At 50.8% G+C, this 18,338-nt stretch carries 16 protein-coding genes; all 16 read left to right on the plus strand.

Going from position 1 to position 18,338, the window contains the following annotated elements; translation table 11 throughout:
• The first annotated feature begins 498 nt into the window (after nt 1–498).
• The 16 genes from mraZ (at nt 499) to lpxC (ending at nt 18,319) form a co-directional block, all read left to right on the plus strand.
• Nucleotides 499–957 (plus strand): division/cell wall cluster transcriptional repressor MraZ, encoded by a 459-nt coding sequence (gene mraZ / locus CWC46_RS06115; protein WP_021017141.1) that lies wholly within the window; start codon nt 499–501, stop codon nt 955–957.
• A gap of 2 nt (nt 958–959) precedes the next feature.
• Complete coding sequence (gene rsmH / locus CWC46_RS06120) at nt 960–1,901, plus strand: 16S rRNA (cytosine(1402)-N(4))-methyltransferase RsmH (protein WP_021017140.1); 942 nt, start codon at nt 960–962, stop codon at nt 1,899–1,901.
• On the plus strand, nt 1,898–2,218 hold the full coding sequence (gene ftsL, locus CWC46_RS06125; protein ID WP_021017139.1) for a cell division protein FtsL: 321 nt from the start codon (nt 1,898–1,900) through the stop codon (nt 2,216–2,218). The genes rsmH and ftsL overlap by 4 nt, the downstream gene beginning before the upstream one ends.
• A 21-nt stretch (nt 2,219–2,239) precedes the next feature.
• Nucleotides 2,240–4,003, plus strand: coding sequence for a peptidoglycan glycosyltransferase FtsI (locus CWC46_RS06130; RefSeq protein WP_021017138.1), 1,764 nt, complete (start codon nt 2,240–2,242; stop codon nt 4,001–4,003).
• Nucleotides 3,990–5,477 carry a UDP-N-acetylmuramoyl-L-alanyl-D-glutamate--2,6-diaminopimelate ligase gene (gene murE / locus CWC46_RS06135; protein ID WP_021017137.1) on the plus strand — a complete coding sequence of 496 codons (1,488 nt, stop codon included), beginning with the start codon at nt 3,990–3,992 and terminating at the stop codon, nt 5,475–5,477. Before CWC46_RS06130 ends, murE begins: the two co-directional genes overlap by 14 nt.
• Complete coding sequence (gene murF / locus CWC46_RS06140) at nt 5,474–6,835, plus strand: UDP-N-acetylmuramoyl-tripeptide--D-alanyl-D-alanine ligase (RefSeq protein WP_021017136.1); 1,362 nt, start codon at nt 5,474–5,476, stop codon at nt 6,833–6,835. The genes murE and murF overlap by 4 nt, the downstream gene beginning before the upstream one ends.
• Nucleotides 6,829–7,911 carry a phospho-N-acetylmuramoyl-pentapeptide-transferase gene (gene mraY / locus CWC46_RS06145; RefSeq protein WP_021017135.1) on the plus strand — a complete coding sequence of 361 codons (1,083 nt, stop codon included), beginning with the start codon at nt 6,829–6,831 and terminating at the stop codon, nt 7,909–7,911. The genes murF and mraY overlap by 7 nt, the downstream gene beginning before the upstream one ends.
• A 3-nt stretch (nt 7,912–7,914) precedes the next feature.
• On the plus strand, nt 7,915–9,228 hold the full coding sequence (gene murD, locus CWC46_RS06150; protein ID WP_021017134.1) for a UDP-N-acetylmuramoyl-L-alanine--D-glutamate ligase: 1,314 nt from the start codon (nt 7,915–7,917) through the stop codon (nt 9,226–9,228).
• The gene (gene ftsW, locus CWC46_RS06155) at nt 9,228–10,430 is read left to right on the plus strand and encodes a cell division protein FtsW (RefSeq protein WP_021017133.1); all 1,203 of its coding nucleotides are present in this window, start codon (nt 9,228–9,230) and stop codon (nt 10,428–10,430) included. The genes murD and ftsW overlap by 1 nt, the downstream gene beginning before the upstream one ends.
• The gene (gene murG, locus CWC46_RS06160; protein WP_021017132.1) at nt 10,427–11,518 is read left to right on the plus strand and encodes an undecaprenyldiphospho-muramoylpentapeptide beta-N-acetylglucosaminyltransferase; all 1,092 of its coding nucleotides are present in this window, start codon (nt 10,427–10,429) and stop codon (nt 11,516–11,518) included. The genes ftsW and murG overlap by 4 nt, the downstream gene beginning before the upstream one ends.
• 56 nt (nt 11,519–11,574) lie before the next feature.
• Nucleotides 11,575–13,035 (plus strand): UDP-N-acetylmuramate--L-alanine ligase, encoded by a 1,461-nt coding sequence (gene murC / locus CWC46_RS06165; RefSeq protein ID WP_021017131.1) that lies wholly within the window; start codon nt 11,575–11,577, stop codon nt 13,033–13,035.
• Between the two features lie 7 nt (nt 13,036–13,042).
• Entirely contained in the window at nt 13,043–13,963 is a 921-nt protein-coding gene (locus CWC46_RS06170) for a D-alanine--D-alanine ligase (protein ID WP_021017130.1), read from the plus strand.
• 1 nt (nt 13,964) lies between these two features.
• Complete coding sequence (ftsQ, locus tag CWC46_RS06175) at nt 13,965–14,822, plus strand: cell division protein FtsQ (RefSeq protein ID WP_101377474.1); 858 nt, start codon at nt 13,965–13,967, stop codon at nt 14,820–14,822.
• A complete protein-coding gene (ftsA, locus tag CWC46_RS06180) occupies nt 14,819–16,075 on the plus strand; it encodes a cell division protein FtsA (RefSeq protein ID WP_021017128.1) in 1,257 nt (418 codons plus the stop codon). Before ftsQ ends, ftsA begins: the two co-directional genes overlap by 4 nt.
• A 74-nt stretch (nt 16,076–16,149) precedes the next feature.
• On the plus strand, nt 16,150–17,301 hold the full coding sequence (gene ftsZ, locus CWC46_RS06185) for a cell division protein FtsZ (protein WP_021017127.1): 1,152 nt from the start codon (nt 16,150–16,152) through the stop codon (nt 17,299–17,301).
• 100 nt (nt 17,302–17,401) lie between these two features.
• Nucleotides 17,402–18,319 (plus strand): UDP-3-O-acyl-N-acetylglucosamine deacetylase, encoded by a 918-nt coding sequence (gene lpxC / locus CWC46_RS06190; RefSeq protein ID WP_021017126.1) that lies wholly within the window; start codon nt 17,402–17,404, stop codon nt 18,317–18,319.
• The last annotated feature ends 19 nt before the right edge of the window (nt 18,320–18,338 follow it).

The raw sequence follows: 18,338 nt of genomic DNA on the forward strand, positions 1-18,338 counted from the left end.
TGCAAAAAAAACAAATTTTTGTTTTTTTGAGAATCCATAACGGCAATTAAAGTGAAAAATTACGTTAACCACGTCAAAAAAATGGGATGTAGTCAAAAATAAATGTTAATAGGATGTTAATTTCAGCCTGAACAAGAAACCATCAGTGCAAAAATGCTGAAAAATCAGTCATGAATTACTCTTCGGGTTATTCCGATAATATAAACATTACGTATCTATATGTGACAATGAAAATAATATTTTGTGGAATAAAAAACGCTATATTTTTACGTCGAATTTTTTGAGTCATTAATTTTCCTTAAATTATCACAGTCTTAATCTCCATTAATCCATTTTGATGTTTTTTAAACGGTCGTTTCCCTTCCGAATTGCGCCGGAAATAATTACCGGACGCGTCGTCACTTGCTTGACAAGCTTTTAATACCCTCCGTAAACTCTAATTAGTGGGATTTTGTGGGGCAAAGTGGTAAAAATGACCATTAAGGATTAAACACAGTCATGTTTCGTGGGGCGACGCTGGTTAATCTCGACAGTAAAGGGCGGCTTGCCGTACCAACCCGTTACCGGGAAGTACTGAACGAGGAAGCTCAAGGTCAAATGGTTTGTACCATTGATCTTCATCAGCCCTGCCTGCTGCTTTACCTGTTACCTGAATGGGAAATTATTGAACAAAAGCTTTCTCGTTTATCGAGTATGAATCCCGCCGAACGTCGTGTTCAGCGTTTGTTGCTGGGGCATGCCAGTGAGTGTCAGATGGATAATGCCGGACGTTTATTGTTAGCGTCCACGTTGCGGCAACATGCGGGACTTACAAAAGAAGTGATGCTGGTTGGCCAGTTCAATAAGTTTGAACTGTGGGATGAACAGACCTGGTATCAACAAGTCAAGGAAGATATAGACGCTGAACAAACAACTCAGGAACCGTTATCTGAGCGGTTACAGGACTTATCACTATAGTCATGGTAGAAAATTATAAGCATACCACCGTCCTGTTAGATGAGGCCGTTAATGGCCTGAAGATCCGTAGTAACGGCATTTATATTGACGGTACCTTTGGTCGCGGTGGTCATTCCCGCCTTATTCTGTCCCATCTTGGGCCAGACGGTCGTCTGCTGGCGATCGATCGTGACCCACAGGCGATTGTGGCTGCCAGTGCGATTGATGATGCGCGTTTTTCTATTATCCACGGGCCTTTTTCTGAATTGGCTGATTACGTGCAGGAACGTGAGCTGACGGGGAAAATCGACGGAATATTGCTCGATTTAGGTGTCTCATCGCCACAGCTTGACGATCCAGAGCGTGGTTTTTCGTTTATGCGTGATGGACCGCTGGATATGCGCATGGATCCCACTCGTGGTATCTCCGCCGCCGAATGGCTGATGAAGGCTGAAGCCGAAGACATTGTTTGGGTATTAAAAACGTTTGGTGAGGAGCGCTTTGCCAAGCGCATTGCACGAGCCATTGTAGAGCGCAACAAGATCTCTCCGCTGACGCGAACCAAAGAATTGGCTGAACTGATCGCTGCGGCCAGCCCGGTTCGTGAGAAGCATAAACATCCAGCTACGCGTTCGTTTCAGGCTATCCGTATTTATATCAATAGTGAGTTGGAAGAGATTGAACAGGCGTTGGCCGGTGCACTGACGGTATTGGCTCCTCATGGTCGGCTTTCCGTTATCAGTTTTCATTCCCTGGAAGATCGTATTGTTAAACGTTTTATCCGTCAGCATAGCCGGGGACCACAGGTTCCGGCCGGTTTGCCGTTGACGGAGGATCAGCTACGTAGCCAGGGCGGGCGGACGCTCAAGGTAGCCGGAAAGATGATGCCTTCTGACGCCGAAATCGCGGAAAACCCGCGAGCGCGGAGTTCAGTACTGCGTTTTGCGGAGAGACTGGCATCATGATGGGCAATGAGCGCCATGGTTTAGTTGGCGTCATCGGTGAAGATTTGCTGCGTAATGGCAAGCTTCCCTTGTTGTTGTTAATTGCAGTTCTGGTTTCTGCACTGCTGGTGGTAACGACGACTCACCGTACTCGCTTACTGACGGCGCAGCGTGAACAGTTATTGTTGGAGCGTGATGCATTAGATATTGAGTGGCGCAATCTGATTCTGGAAGAGAATGTACTGGGTGACCATAGCCGTATTGAGCAGATTGCAACAGAAAAATTACACATGGAGCATGTTGATCCTTCACAGGAAAATATTGTGGTTAAACAATGAACTGATAGGCATCGCTAAATAATGAGAGTAACACGCACAAGAAGGTTAAAACGCCAGGAAGAACATGCCAGCTTTGTTAGCTGGCGTTTTGCATTGCTCTGCGCTGGCATTCTTTTGTGCATGGTTGGTCTGATGCTGAGAATCGCCTACCTTCAGGTGATTAATCCCGATCAGTTGGTGCGTGAAGGCGACATGCGTTCCCTGCGTGTACAGGAAATTCCCACTTCTCGCGGTATGATCAGTGATCGGTCCGGGCGCCCGTTGGCGGTGAGTGTGCCTGTCAATGCGGTGTGGGCAGACCCAAAAGATCTTAATGACCACGGTGGGATCACGCAGGATACTCGTTGGAAAGCACTATCGGATGCGTTGGACATTCCCCTTGACCAGTTAGCGGCGAAAGTGAATGCCAACCCGAATAGTCGTTTTGTTTATCTGGCTCGCCAGGTTAATCCGACAATTGGCGAATATATCCATAAGTTGAAGCTTCCTGGTATTAATCTGCGTCAGGAGTCGCGTCGTTACTATCCTTCCGGACAAGTGACGGCTCATTTGATTGGATTTACCAATATTGATGGTAAAGGCATCGAAGGTGTCGAAAAAAGCTTCGACCGTTGGTTAACTGGCCGGCCGGGAGAGCGCACGGTGCGGAAAGACCGTTTTGGCCGGGTTATTGAAGATGTCTCTTCTGTTGACGGCCAGGCAGCGCACAATCTGATATTGAGCATTGATGAGCGTTTGCAGGCGCTGGTTTACCGGGAATTGAACAATGCAGTGGCGTTTAACAAAGCTGAATCCGGTACGGCGGTATTGGTTGATATCAATACGGGGGAAGTGCTGGCAATGGCAAATAGCCCTTCCTATAACCCAAACAATCTGGCGGGTACACCAAGCAGTGCGATACGTAACCGAGCCATCACCGATATCTTCGAACCGGGTTCAACGGTTAAACCAATGGTCGTGATGACGGCTTTACAACGTCATATCGTCAATGTCGATTCGGTACTAAATACGCTACCTTATTATATTAAAGGCCATGAAATCAGAGACGTAGGTCATTACAAAGAATTATCGTTAACCGGGGTGCTGCAAAAATCCAGCAATGTCGGGGTGTCGCGATTGGCACTGGCCATGCCTGCGTCGGCGTTAGTTGATACTTATTCTCGTTTTGGCATAGGCAAACCGACAAATCTGGGATTGGTGGGGGAAAGCCGCGGGCTTCTCCCAGATAGGCAACGCTGGTCTGACCTTGAACGCGCAACTTTTGCTTTCGGCTATGGACTGATGGTGACACCACTCCAACTGGCACGTGTCTACGCTACCATCGGTAGTTTTGGTATTTACCGCCCTTTATCGATCACCAAAGTCGATCCCCCGGTTCCTGGTGAACGTATTTTCCCTGAGCAAATTGTCCGGACTGTGGTGCACATGATGGAAAGTGTGGCGTTACCCGGTGGCGGAGGAGTCAAGGCGGCGGTGAAAGGCTATCGCATTGCAATTAAAACCGGTACGGCGAAAAAAGTCGGGCCGGATGGGAAATACATCGACAAATATATTGCCTATACCGCCGGTGTTGCGCCTGCCAGTAATCCCCGTTTTGCTCTGGTGGTGGTGATTAACGATCCTCATGCTGGGAAATATTATGGTGGTGCGGTGTCTGCGCCGGTGTTCGGCGCCATCATGGGCGGCGTCCTGCGTACCATGAATATTGAGCCGGATGCCTTGCCTGTGGGTGATAAAAACGAATTTGTAATTAACAGAAAAGAGGGTTCAGGTGGCCGATCGTAATTTGCGCGATTTACTGGCTCCGTGGGTGCAGAATGCCCCGGAGCGTGCGCTGCGGGAAATGACATTAGACAGCCGTATTGCGGCTGCCGGGGATCTGTTTGTTGCCATCGTCGGGCATAAAACGGATGGGCGGCACTATATTCCGCAGGCCATTGCGCAAGGGGTATCAGCGATAATCGCTGAGGCCGATGCTAATTCTCCTGATGGTACCTGGCGTGAAATTCACGGCGTACCAGTAATTTATCTGAGTAGCCTTAATCAGCGTTTATCTGCACTGGCGGGACGTTTTTATCAGCAACCTGCTGAAAAATTAAAGTTGATTGGGGTAACCGGGACTAACGGTAAAACCACCACGACACAGTTACTGGCGCAATGGAGCCAGACATTGGGTGAACACAGTGCAGTGATGGGGACGGTGGGAAACGGGCTATTGGGGCATGTCGTCCCGACGGAAAATACCACTGGGTCTGCGGTAGATGTTCAACAGGTATTAAGTCAGCTGGTGGAACAAGGCGCGACGCTGGCGGCGATGGAAGTGTCATCCCACGGTTTGGTGCAATACCGTGTGGCGGCGTTGCCTTTCGCTGCTGCCGTCTTTACCAATTTAAGTCGTGATCATCTGGATTACCACGGTGATATGGCGCATTACGAAGCGGCGAAATGGTCGTTGTTTGCCGACCATCAGGTAGGTCAGGCGATTATCAACGCGGATGATGAAGTCGGACGCCGCTGGCTGAGCCAACTGCCGGATGCGGTCGCCGTTACGATGGAAAACAATCTGGTGCCGGGTTGCCGTGGGCGCTGGTTAAAAGCGACGCGGGTTGATTACCACGACAGTGGTTTCACCGTGCATATTGCCTCCAGTTGGGGACAAGGTGCGATCAACAGCCGACTGATGGGCGCGTTTAATGTCAGCAATCTGATACTCGCGCTGGCTACTCTGTTATCGCTGGGGTATCCGTTAGACAAACTGATCAAGACCGGCTCTACGCTACAACCGGTGTGCGGCAGAATGGAAGTTTTTCATATTGACGGCAAACCGACGGTTGTTGTCGATTATGCACATACACCGGACGCCCTGGAAAAGGCGCTTGAGGCCGCACGGTTACACTGCAAAGGGAAACTATGGTGCGTATTTGGTTGTGGTGGTGATCGGGACAAAGGTAAGCGCCCACTTATGGGGGGGATCGCCGAGCAACTGGCTGATCGGGTTATCGTGACGGACGACAATCCCCGTAGCGAAGAACCACAGGAAATTGTGCTGGAGATTCTCAGCGGATTGATGGATGCCGGCCGTGTTCAGGTGATTGCCGGTCGGGCCGAGGCGGTGACCAGTGCAGTGATGCAGGCGTCGGAAAACGATGTGGTGCTGGTGGCGGGTAAAGGACATGAAGATTATCAGCTAGTAGGAAATCAGCGGCTGGATTATTCGGATCGCATTACAGTCGCTCGTCTATTGGGGGTCATCGTATGATCAGCGTCTCGTTGCGGCAACTGGCCACGGTGCTAGGCGCCGAGCTGGTTGGTGAAGATCTGATGATCGACGATGTTTCTACTGACACCCGCAAACTGGCTGCTGGCAGCCTGTTCGTCGCGTTGCGGGGTGAAAAATTTGATGCTCATGATTATGCCGATGATGCCGTTAATAATGGCGCGGCAGCATTATTGGTCAGTAAGCGCTTACATATTTCTGTGCCACAACTGATTGTCAACGATACTCGCCTGGCATTAGGCGTGTTGGCGGCCTGGGTTCGTCAGCAGTCTCGTGCCCGTGTCGTGGCATTAACCGGTTCATCGGGGAAAACCTCGGTGAAAGAGATGACCGCCGGGATTCTGCGCCAGTGTGGCAATGTGCTGTATACCGCCGGTAATTTTAACAACGATATCGGCGTGCCACTGACATTGTTACGCCTGACGCCGCAGCATGATTTTGCGGTGATTGAGCTGGGGGCCAACCATATCGGCGAGATTGCCTATACCACGAAGATGGTCCGTCCGGAAAGTGTACTGGTGAATAACATCGCAGCGGCGCATCTGGAAGGTTTTGGTTCTTTGGCTGGAGTGGCGCAGGCGAAAGGTGAGATTTTCAATGGTCTGTCCGAACACGGGATCGCCATTATTAATGCGGACAGTAATGATTGGCCGCACTGGCAAGCGCTGTTAACGGATAAAACTGTGTGGAGCTTTTCGCCGCAGGCTGATGGCGATATCGATTTTTTTGCCAGCGATATTGTGGTTAGCGGTCAGTGCACATCGTTCACGTTGCATAGTCCGCATGGACAGATCGCCATAACGTTGCCCTTACCAGGCCAGCACAATATCGCCAATGCATTGGCGGCCGCGGCATTGGCTATGTCGGTGGGTGCCTCGCCGGAAGCGGTTAAGGCCGGTTTGGCCCAATTGCAGGCGGTACCAGGAAGATTATTTCCAATTGAGCTGGCGGACGGGAAATTACTGCTGGATGACAGCTATAACGCCAATGTCGGATCGATGATTGCTGCCGTGCAGACGCTGGCTGAAATGCCGGGATATCGTGTCATGGTGGTCGGCGATATGGCGGAATTAGGCGCGGATGCTCCGGCGTGTCATCGTCAGGTCGGAGAAGCCGCCTGTCTTGCCGGGATTGATAACGTACTGAGTGTAGGAACATTGAGTGAACTGATCAGCCAGTCCAGCGGACAAGGTGAACATTTTCATGACAAACCGGCACTGATTGTCCGGTTGCTGGCTTTAGTTACAGAACATAAAACGATTACCATTTTGGTTAAAGGTTCACGCAGTGCTGCAATGGAGCAAGTAGTGCGCGCATTAAAGGAGAATGCAACATGTTAGTCTGGCTGGCCGAGCATTTGGTCAAATTCTATTCCGGCTTTAACGTCTTTTCCTATCTGACGTTTCGAGCCATTGTCAGCCTGCTGACTGCATTAATTATTTCGCTCTGGATGGGGCCGCACCTGATTGCCTGGCTGCAACGTTTACAGATTGGTCAGGTTGTACGTAATGAAGGACCGGAGTCCCATTTCAGCAAACGTGGAACACCGACGATGGGGGGCGTGATGATTCTGGCCTCCATCATTATTTCGGTATTGATGTGGGTCAATCTGTCCAATCCTTATGTCTGGTGCGTACTGCTGGTTTTGGTGGGTTATGGCATCGTCGGTTTTGTGGATGACTATCGTAAAGTTGTGCGTAAAGACTCCAAGGGGTTGATTGCCCGCTGGAAATACTTCTGGCAGTCGCTGCTGGCGCTGGCGGTGGCGTTTTCCATGTATGCCATTGGCAAAGGCACGCCAGCTACCCAACTGGTGGTGCCATTTTTTAAAGACATCATGCCGCAACTGGGGTTGATGTATATCGTGTTGGCCTATTTTGTGATTGTCGGCACCAGCAATGCGGTCAACCTGACCGATGGCCTGGATGGCCTGGCGATTATGCCAACGGTGTTTGTGGCAGGGGGGTTCGCGTTGGTGGCATGGGCAACTGGGAACATGAATTTCGCCAGTTACCTGCATATTCCCTATATTCGCCATGCCAGCGAATTGGTGGTTGTGTGTACCGCTATTGTCGGTGCCGGATTGGGTTTTCTATGGTTCAACACCTATCCGGCACAGGTTTTCATGGGCGATGTCGGATCTCTGGCTCTGGGGGGCGCGCTGGGCACGATTGCTGTGTTACTGCGTCAGGAATTTTTGCTGCTCATCATGGGCGGTGTCTTTGTGGTTGAGACGCTGTCGGTCATTTTGCAGGTGGGATCGTTTAAGCTTCGCGGTCAGCGTATTTTCCGTATGGCGCCGATTCATCACCATTACGAGCTTAAAGGATGGCCGGAGCCGCGGGTTATTGTCCGGTTCTGGATTATTTCGCTGATGCTGGTGCTTATAGGCCTGGCAACGCTTAAGGTACGGTAAAACATGGACTATCAGGGTAAAAAAGTTGTCATTATCGGGTTGGGCCTGACCGGGCTTTCCTGTGTTGATTTCTTCCTTACGCGCGGGGTGGTACCCCGCGTGGTGGATACCCGTATCAGTCCGCCAGGCCTGGACAAACTGCCGGAACATGTTGAGCGTTATCTGGGAGGTTTGCATGACGATTGGTTAATGAGCGCCGATCTGATTGTCGCCAGCCCCGGTATTGCATTATCTACACCCGTGCTTGGTTCTGCCGCAGAGGCAGGCATTGAAATTGTGGGTGATATCGAACTGTTCTGCCGCGAGGCGCAAGCGCCTATCGTGGCTATCACCGGTTCCAATGGTAAAAGTACTGTTACCACGCTGGTCGGGGATATGGCTCGTACGGCAGGTTGGGCTGTGGGTGTGGGGGGAAATATCGGTGTACCGGCGTTGCAATTGCTGAAGCAGGAATGCCAATTGTATGTGCTGGAGTTATCGAGCTTCCAACTGGAAACCACCAGTAGCCTGCATGCGGCGGCAGCAACCATTCTGAACGTGACGGAAGATCATACCAACCGCTATCCGCTGGGGTTGCAGCAGTATCGTGCGGCCAAACTCCGTATTTATGAGAATGCCAAGGTCTGTATCGTGAACGCGGATGACGCACTCACGATGCCAATCCGTGGCGCTGATGAGCGATGCCTCAGTTTTGGTGTGGATGTGGGTGATTATCATCTTAACCGTCAGCAGGGGGAAACCTGGTTGCGGGTTAAAGGTGAGCGTGTCATCAACACGCGTGAAATCAAACTGGTCGGACAGCATAACTACACCAATGTCTTGGCCGCACTGGCATTGGCAGATGCAGTCGGCATTCCACGCTCATCAGCCTTGACAGCCCTGACCACTTTTACTGGTCTGGCGCACCGTTTTCAACTGGTGCTGGAACGCCGGGGGATTCGCTGGATTAACGATTCGAAAGCGACCAACGTCGGCAGTACGGAAGCCGCATTAAGTGGACTGGTTGTCGATGGCACGCTGCATCTGTTGTTAGGCGGGGATGGTAAGTCCGCGGATTTCTCACCACTACTGACCTATATCCAGGGTGACAATATCCGTCTTTATTGCTTTGGTCGCGATGGTGGATTGCTGGCGGCACTGCGGCCTGAAATAGCTGAGCAGACAGAAACGATGACGCAGGCAATGCATCTGATTGCCGATCGGGCAAGAGCCGGGGATGTTGTGTTGCTGTCACCTGCCTGCGCCAGTCTTGACCAATTCCGAAGTTTTGAACAGCGCGGCGATGAGTTCGCTCGTCTGGCAGAGGAGCTGGGATAATGAGTATCGTTCGGTTGGCCATCTTAGGGCGGCTGAAAAGTTGGGTAATGGGGACGCGTGAAAGCGACAACCTCAGTACCGTACTGTATGACCGGACGTTGGTATGGTTGACGCTGGGGCTGGCGGTGTTGGGGCTTGTCATGGTGACTTCCGCGTCCATGCCGATAGGTCAGCGTCTGGCGAATGATCCATTTTTGTTCGCCAAGCGTGATGCACTGTACCTGGGGTTGGCTTTTGCTCTGTCGCTGATCACCATGCGTATCCCAATGGCGATGTGGCAACGTTACAGTGCCGTGTTTTTGCTGATTTCTCTGGCATTGTTGCTGGTGGTTCTGGTGATCGGGGGGTCGGTGAATGGCGCATCACGCTGGATTTCGTTCGGGCCTTTACGTATACAGCCGGCAGAACTATCGAAACTGGCGCTGTTTTGCTACCTCTCCAGTTATATGGTGCGCAAGGTTGATGAAGTTCGTAATAACTTCTGGGGCTTTTGTAAACCGATGGGCGTGATGGTGATTATTTCGGTGTTATTGCTGGCCCAGCCCGACTTGGGAACGGTGGTAGTGCTGTTTATCACAACACTGGCCATGCTGTTTCTGGCAGGGGCGAAATTGTGGCAGTTTCTGTCCATCATCGGCTGCGGAATATTTGCTGTTTGCGTGCTGATCGCCGCTGAGCCATATCGTATTCGACGGGTCACTTCGTTCTGGGATCCATGGAATGATCCGTTTGGTAGCGGTTATCAGTTGACACAATCGTTGATGGCGTTTGGCCGAGGCGAATTGTGGGGGCAAGGACTGGGAAATTCTATACAGAAACTGGAGTATTTGCCGGAAGCCCATACCGACTTTATTTTCTCGATTTTAGGCGAAGAGCTTGGCTATGTTGGTGTGGTATTAGCGTTGTTAATGATATTCTTCGTCGCTTTTCGTGCGATGTCGATTGGCCGGCGGGCGCTGGAAATTGATCAACGGTTTTCCGGATTTCTGGCCTGTTCAATCGGTATTTGGTTTAGCTTTCAGATTCTGGTTAATGTTGGCGCCGCTGCGGGCATGTTGCCGACCAAAGGGTTGACATTGCCGCTGATCAGTTACGGTGGTTCGAGTCTGTTAATCATGTCGACCGCCATCGTACTGTTGCTGCGCATTGATTTTGAAACGCGACTGACGAAAGCGCAGGCGTTTACGAGGAGTGCCCGATGAGTGGCAAAGGCAAGCGTTTGATGGTGATGGCCGGAGGAACCGGGGGGCATGTTTTCCCTGGATTGGCTGTGGCACATCATTTGATGGCGCAGGGCTGGCAGGTACGTTGGTTAGGAACGGCTGATCGTATGGAAGCGGATTTAGTGCCAAAGCATGGTATCGACATTGATTTCATCCGTATTTCCGGCCTGCGGGGAAAAGGGCTTAAAGCTCAGTTGTGTGCTCCGCTGCGTATCTTCCGTGCGGTACGCCAGGCTCAGGCGATTATGCGTCGCTACCAGCCAGATGTGGTGCTGGGAATGGGCGGGTATGTGTCTGGTCCCGGTGGTTTGGCCGCTTGGCTGTGCGGCATTCCGGTGGTACTGCATGAGCAGAATGGTATTGCGGGGTTAACCAACCGTTGGCTTTCCCGTATTGCCAGAAAAGTGCTTCAGGCTTTTCCTGGTGCGTTCCCCGGAGCTGATGTGGTGGGCAATCCGGTTCGTACCGACGTGTTGGCTTTGCCTTTGCCTGCTGAACGTTTAGTCGAACGCCGCGGTCCGATCCGGATTCTGGTGATAGGTGGCAGTCAGGGAGCGAGAGTGCTTAACCAAACGATGCCCGGTGTCGCGGCCAGACTGGGTGAGCAGTTCACCATCTGGCATCAGGTAGGTAAAGGTGCGTTGGCAGATGTGCAGGCCGCTTACCTTCAGGCCGGGCAAGAACAGCACAAGATTAGCGAATTTATTGATGATATGGCAGCGGCCTATGCCTGGGCGGATGTTGTCGTTTGCCGCGCAGGCGCGCTGACGGTCAGTGAAATCGCAGTGGCAGGATTACCCGCGCTGTTTGTGCCATTTCAGCACAAAGACCGCCAGCAATATTGGAATGCGTTACCGCTTGAGAAAGCGGGAGCGGCCAAAATTATAGAGCAGGCACAGTTCAGCGTTGAGACGGTAACTGAAACACTGATGGGATGGGATCGCGTCACTCTGCAAGCCATGGCGCAAAAGGCCAGAACCGTGGCCATTCCCGATGCTACTGAACGGGTTGCGGCGGAAGTGGTTAAGGCGGCAGGCCATCGGGTTGCGGATGCGGCTCATTGTTAATGATAAAAATAGCCGGATAACTGTCCGGTGCTTAATGTAGGTTGCGATAGGAAAAAGTGAATACACAACAACTGGCGAAACTGCGTTCAATCGTGCCCGAGATGCATCGTGTCCGGCACATCCACTTTGTTGGCATCGGTGGTGCCGGCATGGGTGGTATCGCCGAAGTATTGGCTAATGAAGGGTACCAAATTAGTGGTTCTGATCTGGCACCGAATGCCGTTACTCAACAGTTGAGTGAGTTGGGCGCTCAAATTTATTTCCATCATCGTCCGGAAAATGTGAGCGATGCGAGTGTGGTAGTGGTGTCCAGTGCTATTTCGGCGGACAACCCGGAAATTATCGCGGCTCATGAAGCTCGTATTCCGGTGATTCGTCGGGCTGAAATGCTGGCGGAGTTGATGCGCTTTCGCCACGGTATTGCCATCGCGGGGACGCATGGTAAAACCACCACCACCGCGTTGGTTACCAGTATTTATGCAGAAGCAGGGCTGGATCCTACGTTTGTCAACGGTGGATTGGTGAAAGCGGCGGGTGCTCATGCGCGCCTGGGATCCAGTCGTTACCTGATTGCCGAAGCTGATGAGAGTGATGCCTCATTTTTACACTTGCAGCCAATGGCCGCCATTGTGACGAATATTGAAGCAGACCACATGGACACTTATCAGGGTAATTTTGAGACGCTTAAACAGACGTTTATCAATTTTCTGCATAACCTGCCTTTCTATGGGCATGCCGTGATGTGTTTGGACGACCCGGTTATCCGTGAACTGTTACCGCGGGTGGGGCGCTACATTACTACTTATGGTTTCAGTGACGATGCCGATGTGCGTATCGCCAGTTATCGCCAGGTTGGTGCGCAGGGACATTTTACGCTAGCCCGTCAGGGTAAGCCGTTGCTGGATGTGACGCTGAATGCGCCAGGACGTCACAATGCGCTGAATGCGGCAGCAGCGGTGGCGGTGGCCTCTGAAGAGGGTATCGATGATGACGCGATCTTGCGGGCGCTGGCTCGCTTTCAGGGAACGGGACGCCGGTTCGATTTTCTTGGCGAATTCCCGTTGGCGTTGGTCAACGGTAAAAGTGGTTCGGCCATGTTGGTCGATGATTACGGCCATCACCCAACGGAAGTGGATGCCACGATTAAAGCTGCGCGCGCGGGTTGGCCGGACAAACGGTTGGTGATGATTTTTCAACCACATCGCTACACGCGTACCCGTGATTTGTACGATGATTTTGCCCATGTGCTTTCTCAGGTCGATGTTTTGTTGATGTTGGATGTTTACCCCGCAGGTGAGTCACCGATCCCGGGGGCCGATAGCCGTTCGCTATGCCGTACGATTCGTGGTCGAGGCAGGATTGATCCTATTTTGGTTCCTGATGTGGATGTATTGCCAGAATTATTGTCACATGCGCTGCAGGGTGAGGATTTGGTCTTGGTTCAGGGGGCCGGAAATATCGGCAAGCTGGCACGTAAGCTGGCTGAATCTCAATTACGACCACAAATTAATGAGTGAGGACATCATGACGGAGAAAGTTGCTGTACTGCTTGGTGGAATCTCCGCTGAACGCGAAGTCTCTTTGCTGTCCGGGCAGGCAGTTCTGTCCGGTCTGAAAGAGGCTGGTATTGATGCCTATGCTGTGGATATCCGTGATTTCCCGGTCATTCATTTAAAGGACGAGGGATTTACCAAAGCCTTTATCGCGCTCCATGGGCGCGGTGGTGAAGACGGTACTTTGCAAGGTGTGCTGGAATTTTTACAACTGCCCTACACTGGCAGTGGTGTTATGGCCTCGGCACTTACGATGGATAAGCGCCGTACCAAACTGGTTTGGCAGGCATCAGGTTTGCCTGTTTCACCTTATGTGGTCTTGAACCGTCAGCAGTTCCTGCAAATGGATTCGAGCCGTTTGATACAACAGGTGGCACATCTGGGTATGCCGTTGATCGTGAAGCCCAGCCGTGAAGGTTCCAGCGTTGGTATGAGTAAGGTTGAACAGGCTGATGCGTTGCACTCAGCACTGGAAGAGGCCTTTCACCATGATGATGAGGTACTGGTCGAGAAATGTCTTAGCGGACCGGAATTCACGGTTGGCATTCTGGGCGATGAGGTACTGCCTTCTATACGGATTCAGGCAACAGGTACTTTCTATGACTACGAGGCAAAGTACCTGTCGGATGAGACACAGTATTTCTGCCCGAGTGGCCTGTCTGACAAACAAGAGCACTACCTGGCCTCTCTGGCGATGGATGCATACCAGGCTCTTGGTTGCAGTGGCTGGGGACGAGTGGATGTGATGATGGACAGCGATGGCGCGTTTTATTTACTGGAAGTGAATACGTCGCCGGGAATGACCAGCCATAGTCTGGTGCCTATGGCGGCCAAACAGCGTGGCTTCACGTTCTCTCAATTGGTTGCCAGAATTTTGGAATTGGCTGGTTGATATGTCGCAGGCGGCGCTGAACACGCGTGGACATGAGCCAGAATTAAACGGTGCGCGCCGTAGTAATGGTAGTCAACTGGCTGGAATTATTTTCCTGTTGATGGTGGTGGGTACGATTATCTGGGGCAGTTGGATGGTATTGAGCTGGATGAAGGATGCCAGCCATCTGCCATTATCCAGACTGGTGGTGACCGGTGAACGACATTACACCACCAATGATGATATTCGGCAGGCGATTTTATCATTGGGACCGCCAGGCACATTCATGACTCAGGATGTGAATGTTATTCAGCAGCAGATTGAACGTTTGCCCTGGATTAAACAGGTCAGTGTTCGTAAGCAGTGGCCCGATGAATTGAAGATTCATGTGGTTGAATATGTGCCTTTCGCGCGTTGGAATGACCTGCTTATGATTGATAGTGAAGGAAATTCTTTCAGCGTACCAGCAGAACGTATCGGCAATAAAAAAATGCCGATGCTGTATGGACCGGAAGGCAGTCAGAAAGATGTACTTGAAGGATATCGAGCCGTGAACCAGATATTGGCGGCCGGAAAATTTACGTTGAAAACCGTGACGATGAGTGCACGTCATTCATGGAAAGTGGAACTGGATGATGATGTCCGTCTGGAGTTAGGGCGAGATGATAGAACCTGTCGTCTACAACGCTTTATGGAGCTTTATCCGCTGTTACAACGGCAGGCACAGAGTGAAAATAAGCGTATAGATTATGTGGATTTACGTTATGACTCTGGTGCAGCAGTAGGTTGGGGTCAGGCGTTTATTGATCAGAAACAAGACATTGATCAGCACAAGAACGGTAATCAGCAACCAAATCAAGCACAGGCTAAAGAGCAATGATCAAGTCGACGGACAGAAAACTGGTAGTTGGGCTGGAAATCGGTACAGCTAAGGTGGCTGCACTGGTGGGAGAGGTTCTGCCTGATGGAATGGTCAATATTATCGGGGTGGGGAGTTGCCCATCACGGGGCATGGATAAAGGTGGCGTCAACGATCTTGAATCGGTGGTTAAGTGTGTACAGCGTGCCATCGATCAGGCGGAGTTGATGGCGGATTGCCAGATTTCATCGGTCTATCTGGCATTATCCGGCAAGCATATCAGCTGTCAGAATGAAATCGGCATGGTGCCGATTTCAGAAGAAGAAGTGACGCCGGAAGACGTGGAAAGTGTCGTACATACCGCTAAATCGGTACGTGTACGTGATGAACACCGCATTTTGCATGTTATCCCACAGGAATATGCCATTGATTATCAGGAAGGGATAAAAAATCCAGTGGGATTATCTGGTGTGCGTATGCAGGCGAAAGTGCACTTGATTACCTGCCACAACGATATGGCAAAGAACATTGTCAAAGCCGTGGAGCGTTGTGGTCTTAAGGTCGATCAGCTTATTTTTGCCGGTCTGGCATCCAGTTATGCGGTGTTGACGGAAGATGAACGTGAGCTCGGTGTCTGTGTGGTGGATATTGGTGGTGGCACCATGGATATGGCGGTCTACACCGGTGGGGCATTACGTCACACCAAGGTAATTCCTTATGCGGGTAACGTAGTGACCAGTGACATTGCCTATGCGTTTGGGACACCGCCAACAGATGCTGAAGCAATTAAAGTGCGCTATGGCTGCGCTCTCGGTGCTGTTGTCAGTAAAGATGAGAGTGTAGAAGTACCCAGTGTGGGGGGACGCCCGCCGCGGAGTTTGCAGCGTCAGACACTGGCCGAGGTGATTGAGCCGCGTTACACCGAGTTATTGAATCTGGTAAACGATGAACTTTTACAGTTGCAGGAGCAGTTACGTCAGCAAGGCGTAAAACATCATCTGGCCGCCGGAATCGTGCTGACAGGTGGTGCGGCGCAGATTGACGGTCTGGCAGCATGTGCTCAGCGTGTTTTCCATACGCAAGTGCGCATTGGGCAGCCTTTGAATATTACAGGTTTAACGGATTATGCGCAGGAGCCTTACTACTCTACAGCCGTGGGGTTACTGCATTATGGCAAAGAATCTCATCTTAATGGTGAGCATGAAGTTGAAAAACGCGCCTCAGTGAGCAACTGGTTTAAACGCCTGAACAGCTGGCTGAGAAAAGAATTTTAATGGTTATCAAAAGAGATCTTTTGGCACAACTTTTTTGATCTCGAAGTAACACAGGCACAAAACGGAGAGAAATTATGTTTGAACCTATGGAATTAACCAATGACGCGGTGATTAAAGTCATCGGCGTTGGTGGCGGTGGCGGTAACGCTGTCGAACACATGGTGCGTGAACGCATTGAAGGTGTTGAATTCTTTGCGGTAAACACCGATGCACAGGCACTGCGCAAAACCGCGGTAGGTCAGACCATTCAGATCGGTAGTGGTATTACCAAAGGTCTGGGGGCTGGCGCAAACCCGGAAGTGGGACGCAATTCAGCAGAAGAAGATCGTGAAGCACTGCGCACTGCGCTGGAAGGTGCGGATATGGTATTCATCGCTGCTGGCATGGGGGGGGGGACGGGTACTGGTGCCGCTCCTGTCGTGGCCGAAGTGGCAAAAGATTTGGGCATTCTTACGGTTGCGGTGGTTACCAAACCGTTTAATTTTGAAGGTAAAAAGCGAATGGCTTTTGCCGAGCAAGGGATTGCAGAGTTGTCCAAACATGTGGACTCTTTGATTACGATTCCAAATGACAAATTGTTGAAAGTGCTGGGGCGTGGTATTTCGCTGCTGGACGCTTTTGGTGCGGCAAACGACGTATTGAAAGGCGCGGTACAGGGGATTGCTGAGCTGATTACTCGTCCGGGTTTGATGAATGTGGACTTTGCAGACGTGCGTACCGTGATGTCTGAAATGGGTTATGCCATGATGGGGTCAGGTGTCGCTCGTGGTGAAGATCGTGCTGAAGAAGCGGCTGAGATGGCAATTTCCAGTCCGTTGCTGGAGGATATTGATCTGTCTGGCGCGCGTGGTGTGCTGGTTAACATCACTGCCGGTTTCGATCTGCGTCTGGATGAATTTGAAACTGTTGGTAATACCATTCGCGCATTTGCATCTGACAATGCAACTGTGGTTATCGGTACATCGTTGGACCCAGATATGAATGATGAACTGCGTGTAACGGTTGTTGCTACCGGTATCGGTATGGATAAGCGTCCAGAAATCACCTTGGTTACGAATAAACAAAGCAGTCAACCTGTCATGGATCACCGTTACCAGCAACATGGTATGACACCGTTGACGCAGGAGAAACCAGCCGCGAAAGTGGTGAATGATCCGAATACTCAGACTAATAAAGAGCCTGATTATCTGGATATTCCTGCCTTTTTGCGTAAGCAGGCTGATTAATCTGACCGTAAGGTTGGCATCTCCGCTCTTTGTGCTAAACTGTGCCGTCGGCCTTTGTATAAACTAAGGCCGTAGGTTCAGATAATTGCGAGATAAAACGATGATCAAACAACGAACTTTAAAGCGTATTGTACAGGCGACAGGGGTCGGTTTGCATACCGGCAAGAAAGTCACCTTGACTATGCGCCCTGCACCGGCTAATACCGGGGTCATCTATCGCCGTACTGACTTGAATCCACCGGTTGATTTTCCGGCTGACGCAAAATCAGTGCGTGATACCATGCTTTGTACTTGCTTGGTTAATGAGCATGATGTTCGTATTTCTACAGTAGAACATCTGAATGCCGCGCTCGCTGGCTTGGGCATTGATAACATTGTTATTGATGTTGATGCACCTGAAATTCCAATCATGGATGGCAGCGCCAGCCCATTTGTTTATTTACTGTTGGATGCGGGTATTGAAGAGCTGAACTGTGCTAAAAAGTTCGTTCGAATCAAACAGCCTGTGCGTGTTGAAGACGGTGATAAATGGGCTGAGTTGACACCATTTAATGGTTTTAGCTTGGATTTTACCATCGACTTTAATCACCCAGCGATTGGTGCCGGTTCTCAGCGTTATTGTCTGGATTTTTCCGCTGATGCTTTTGTTCGTCAGATCAGCAGGGCACGCACGTTTGGCTTTATGCGTGATATTGAATATCTGCAGTCTCGAGGGTTGTGCCTGGGCGGCAGTTTCGATTGCGCTATCGTCGTTGATGATTATCGTGTCTTAAATGAAGATGGTTTGCGTTTTGATGATGAATTTGTCCGTCACAAAATGTTAGACGCGATTGGTGATTTGTTTATGTGTGGTCATAACATCATCGGTGCATTCACGGCATTTAAGTCAGGTCACGCGCTTAACAACAAGCTGTTGCAGGCTGTGCTGGCGAAACAGGAAGCATGGGAATATGTCACCTTTGAAAACGAGGCTGAAATGCCTTTGGCTTTCAAAGCACCTTCTACTGTGTTGGCCTGATAGCCAAAGATTCTGATTA

Source organism: Prodigiosinella confusarubida, assembly GCF_002847015.1.
Classification (GTDB): domain Bacteria; phylum Pseudomonadota; class Gammaproteobacteria; order Enterobacterales; family Enterobacteriaceae; genus Prodigiosinella; species Prodigiosinella aquatilis.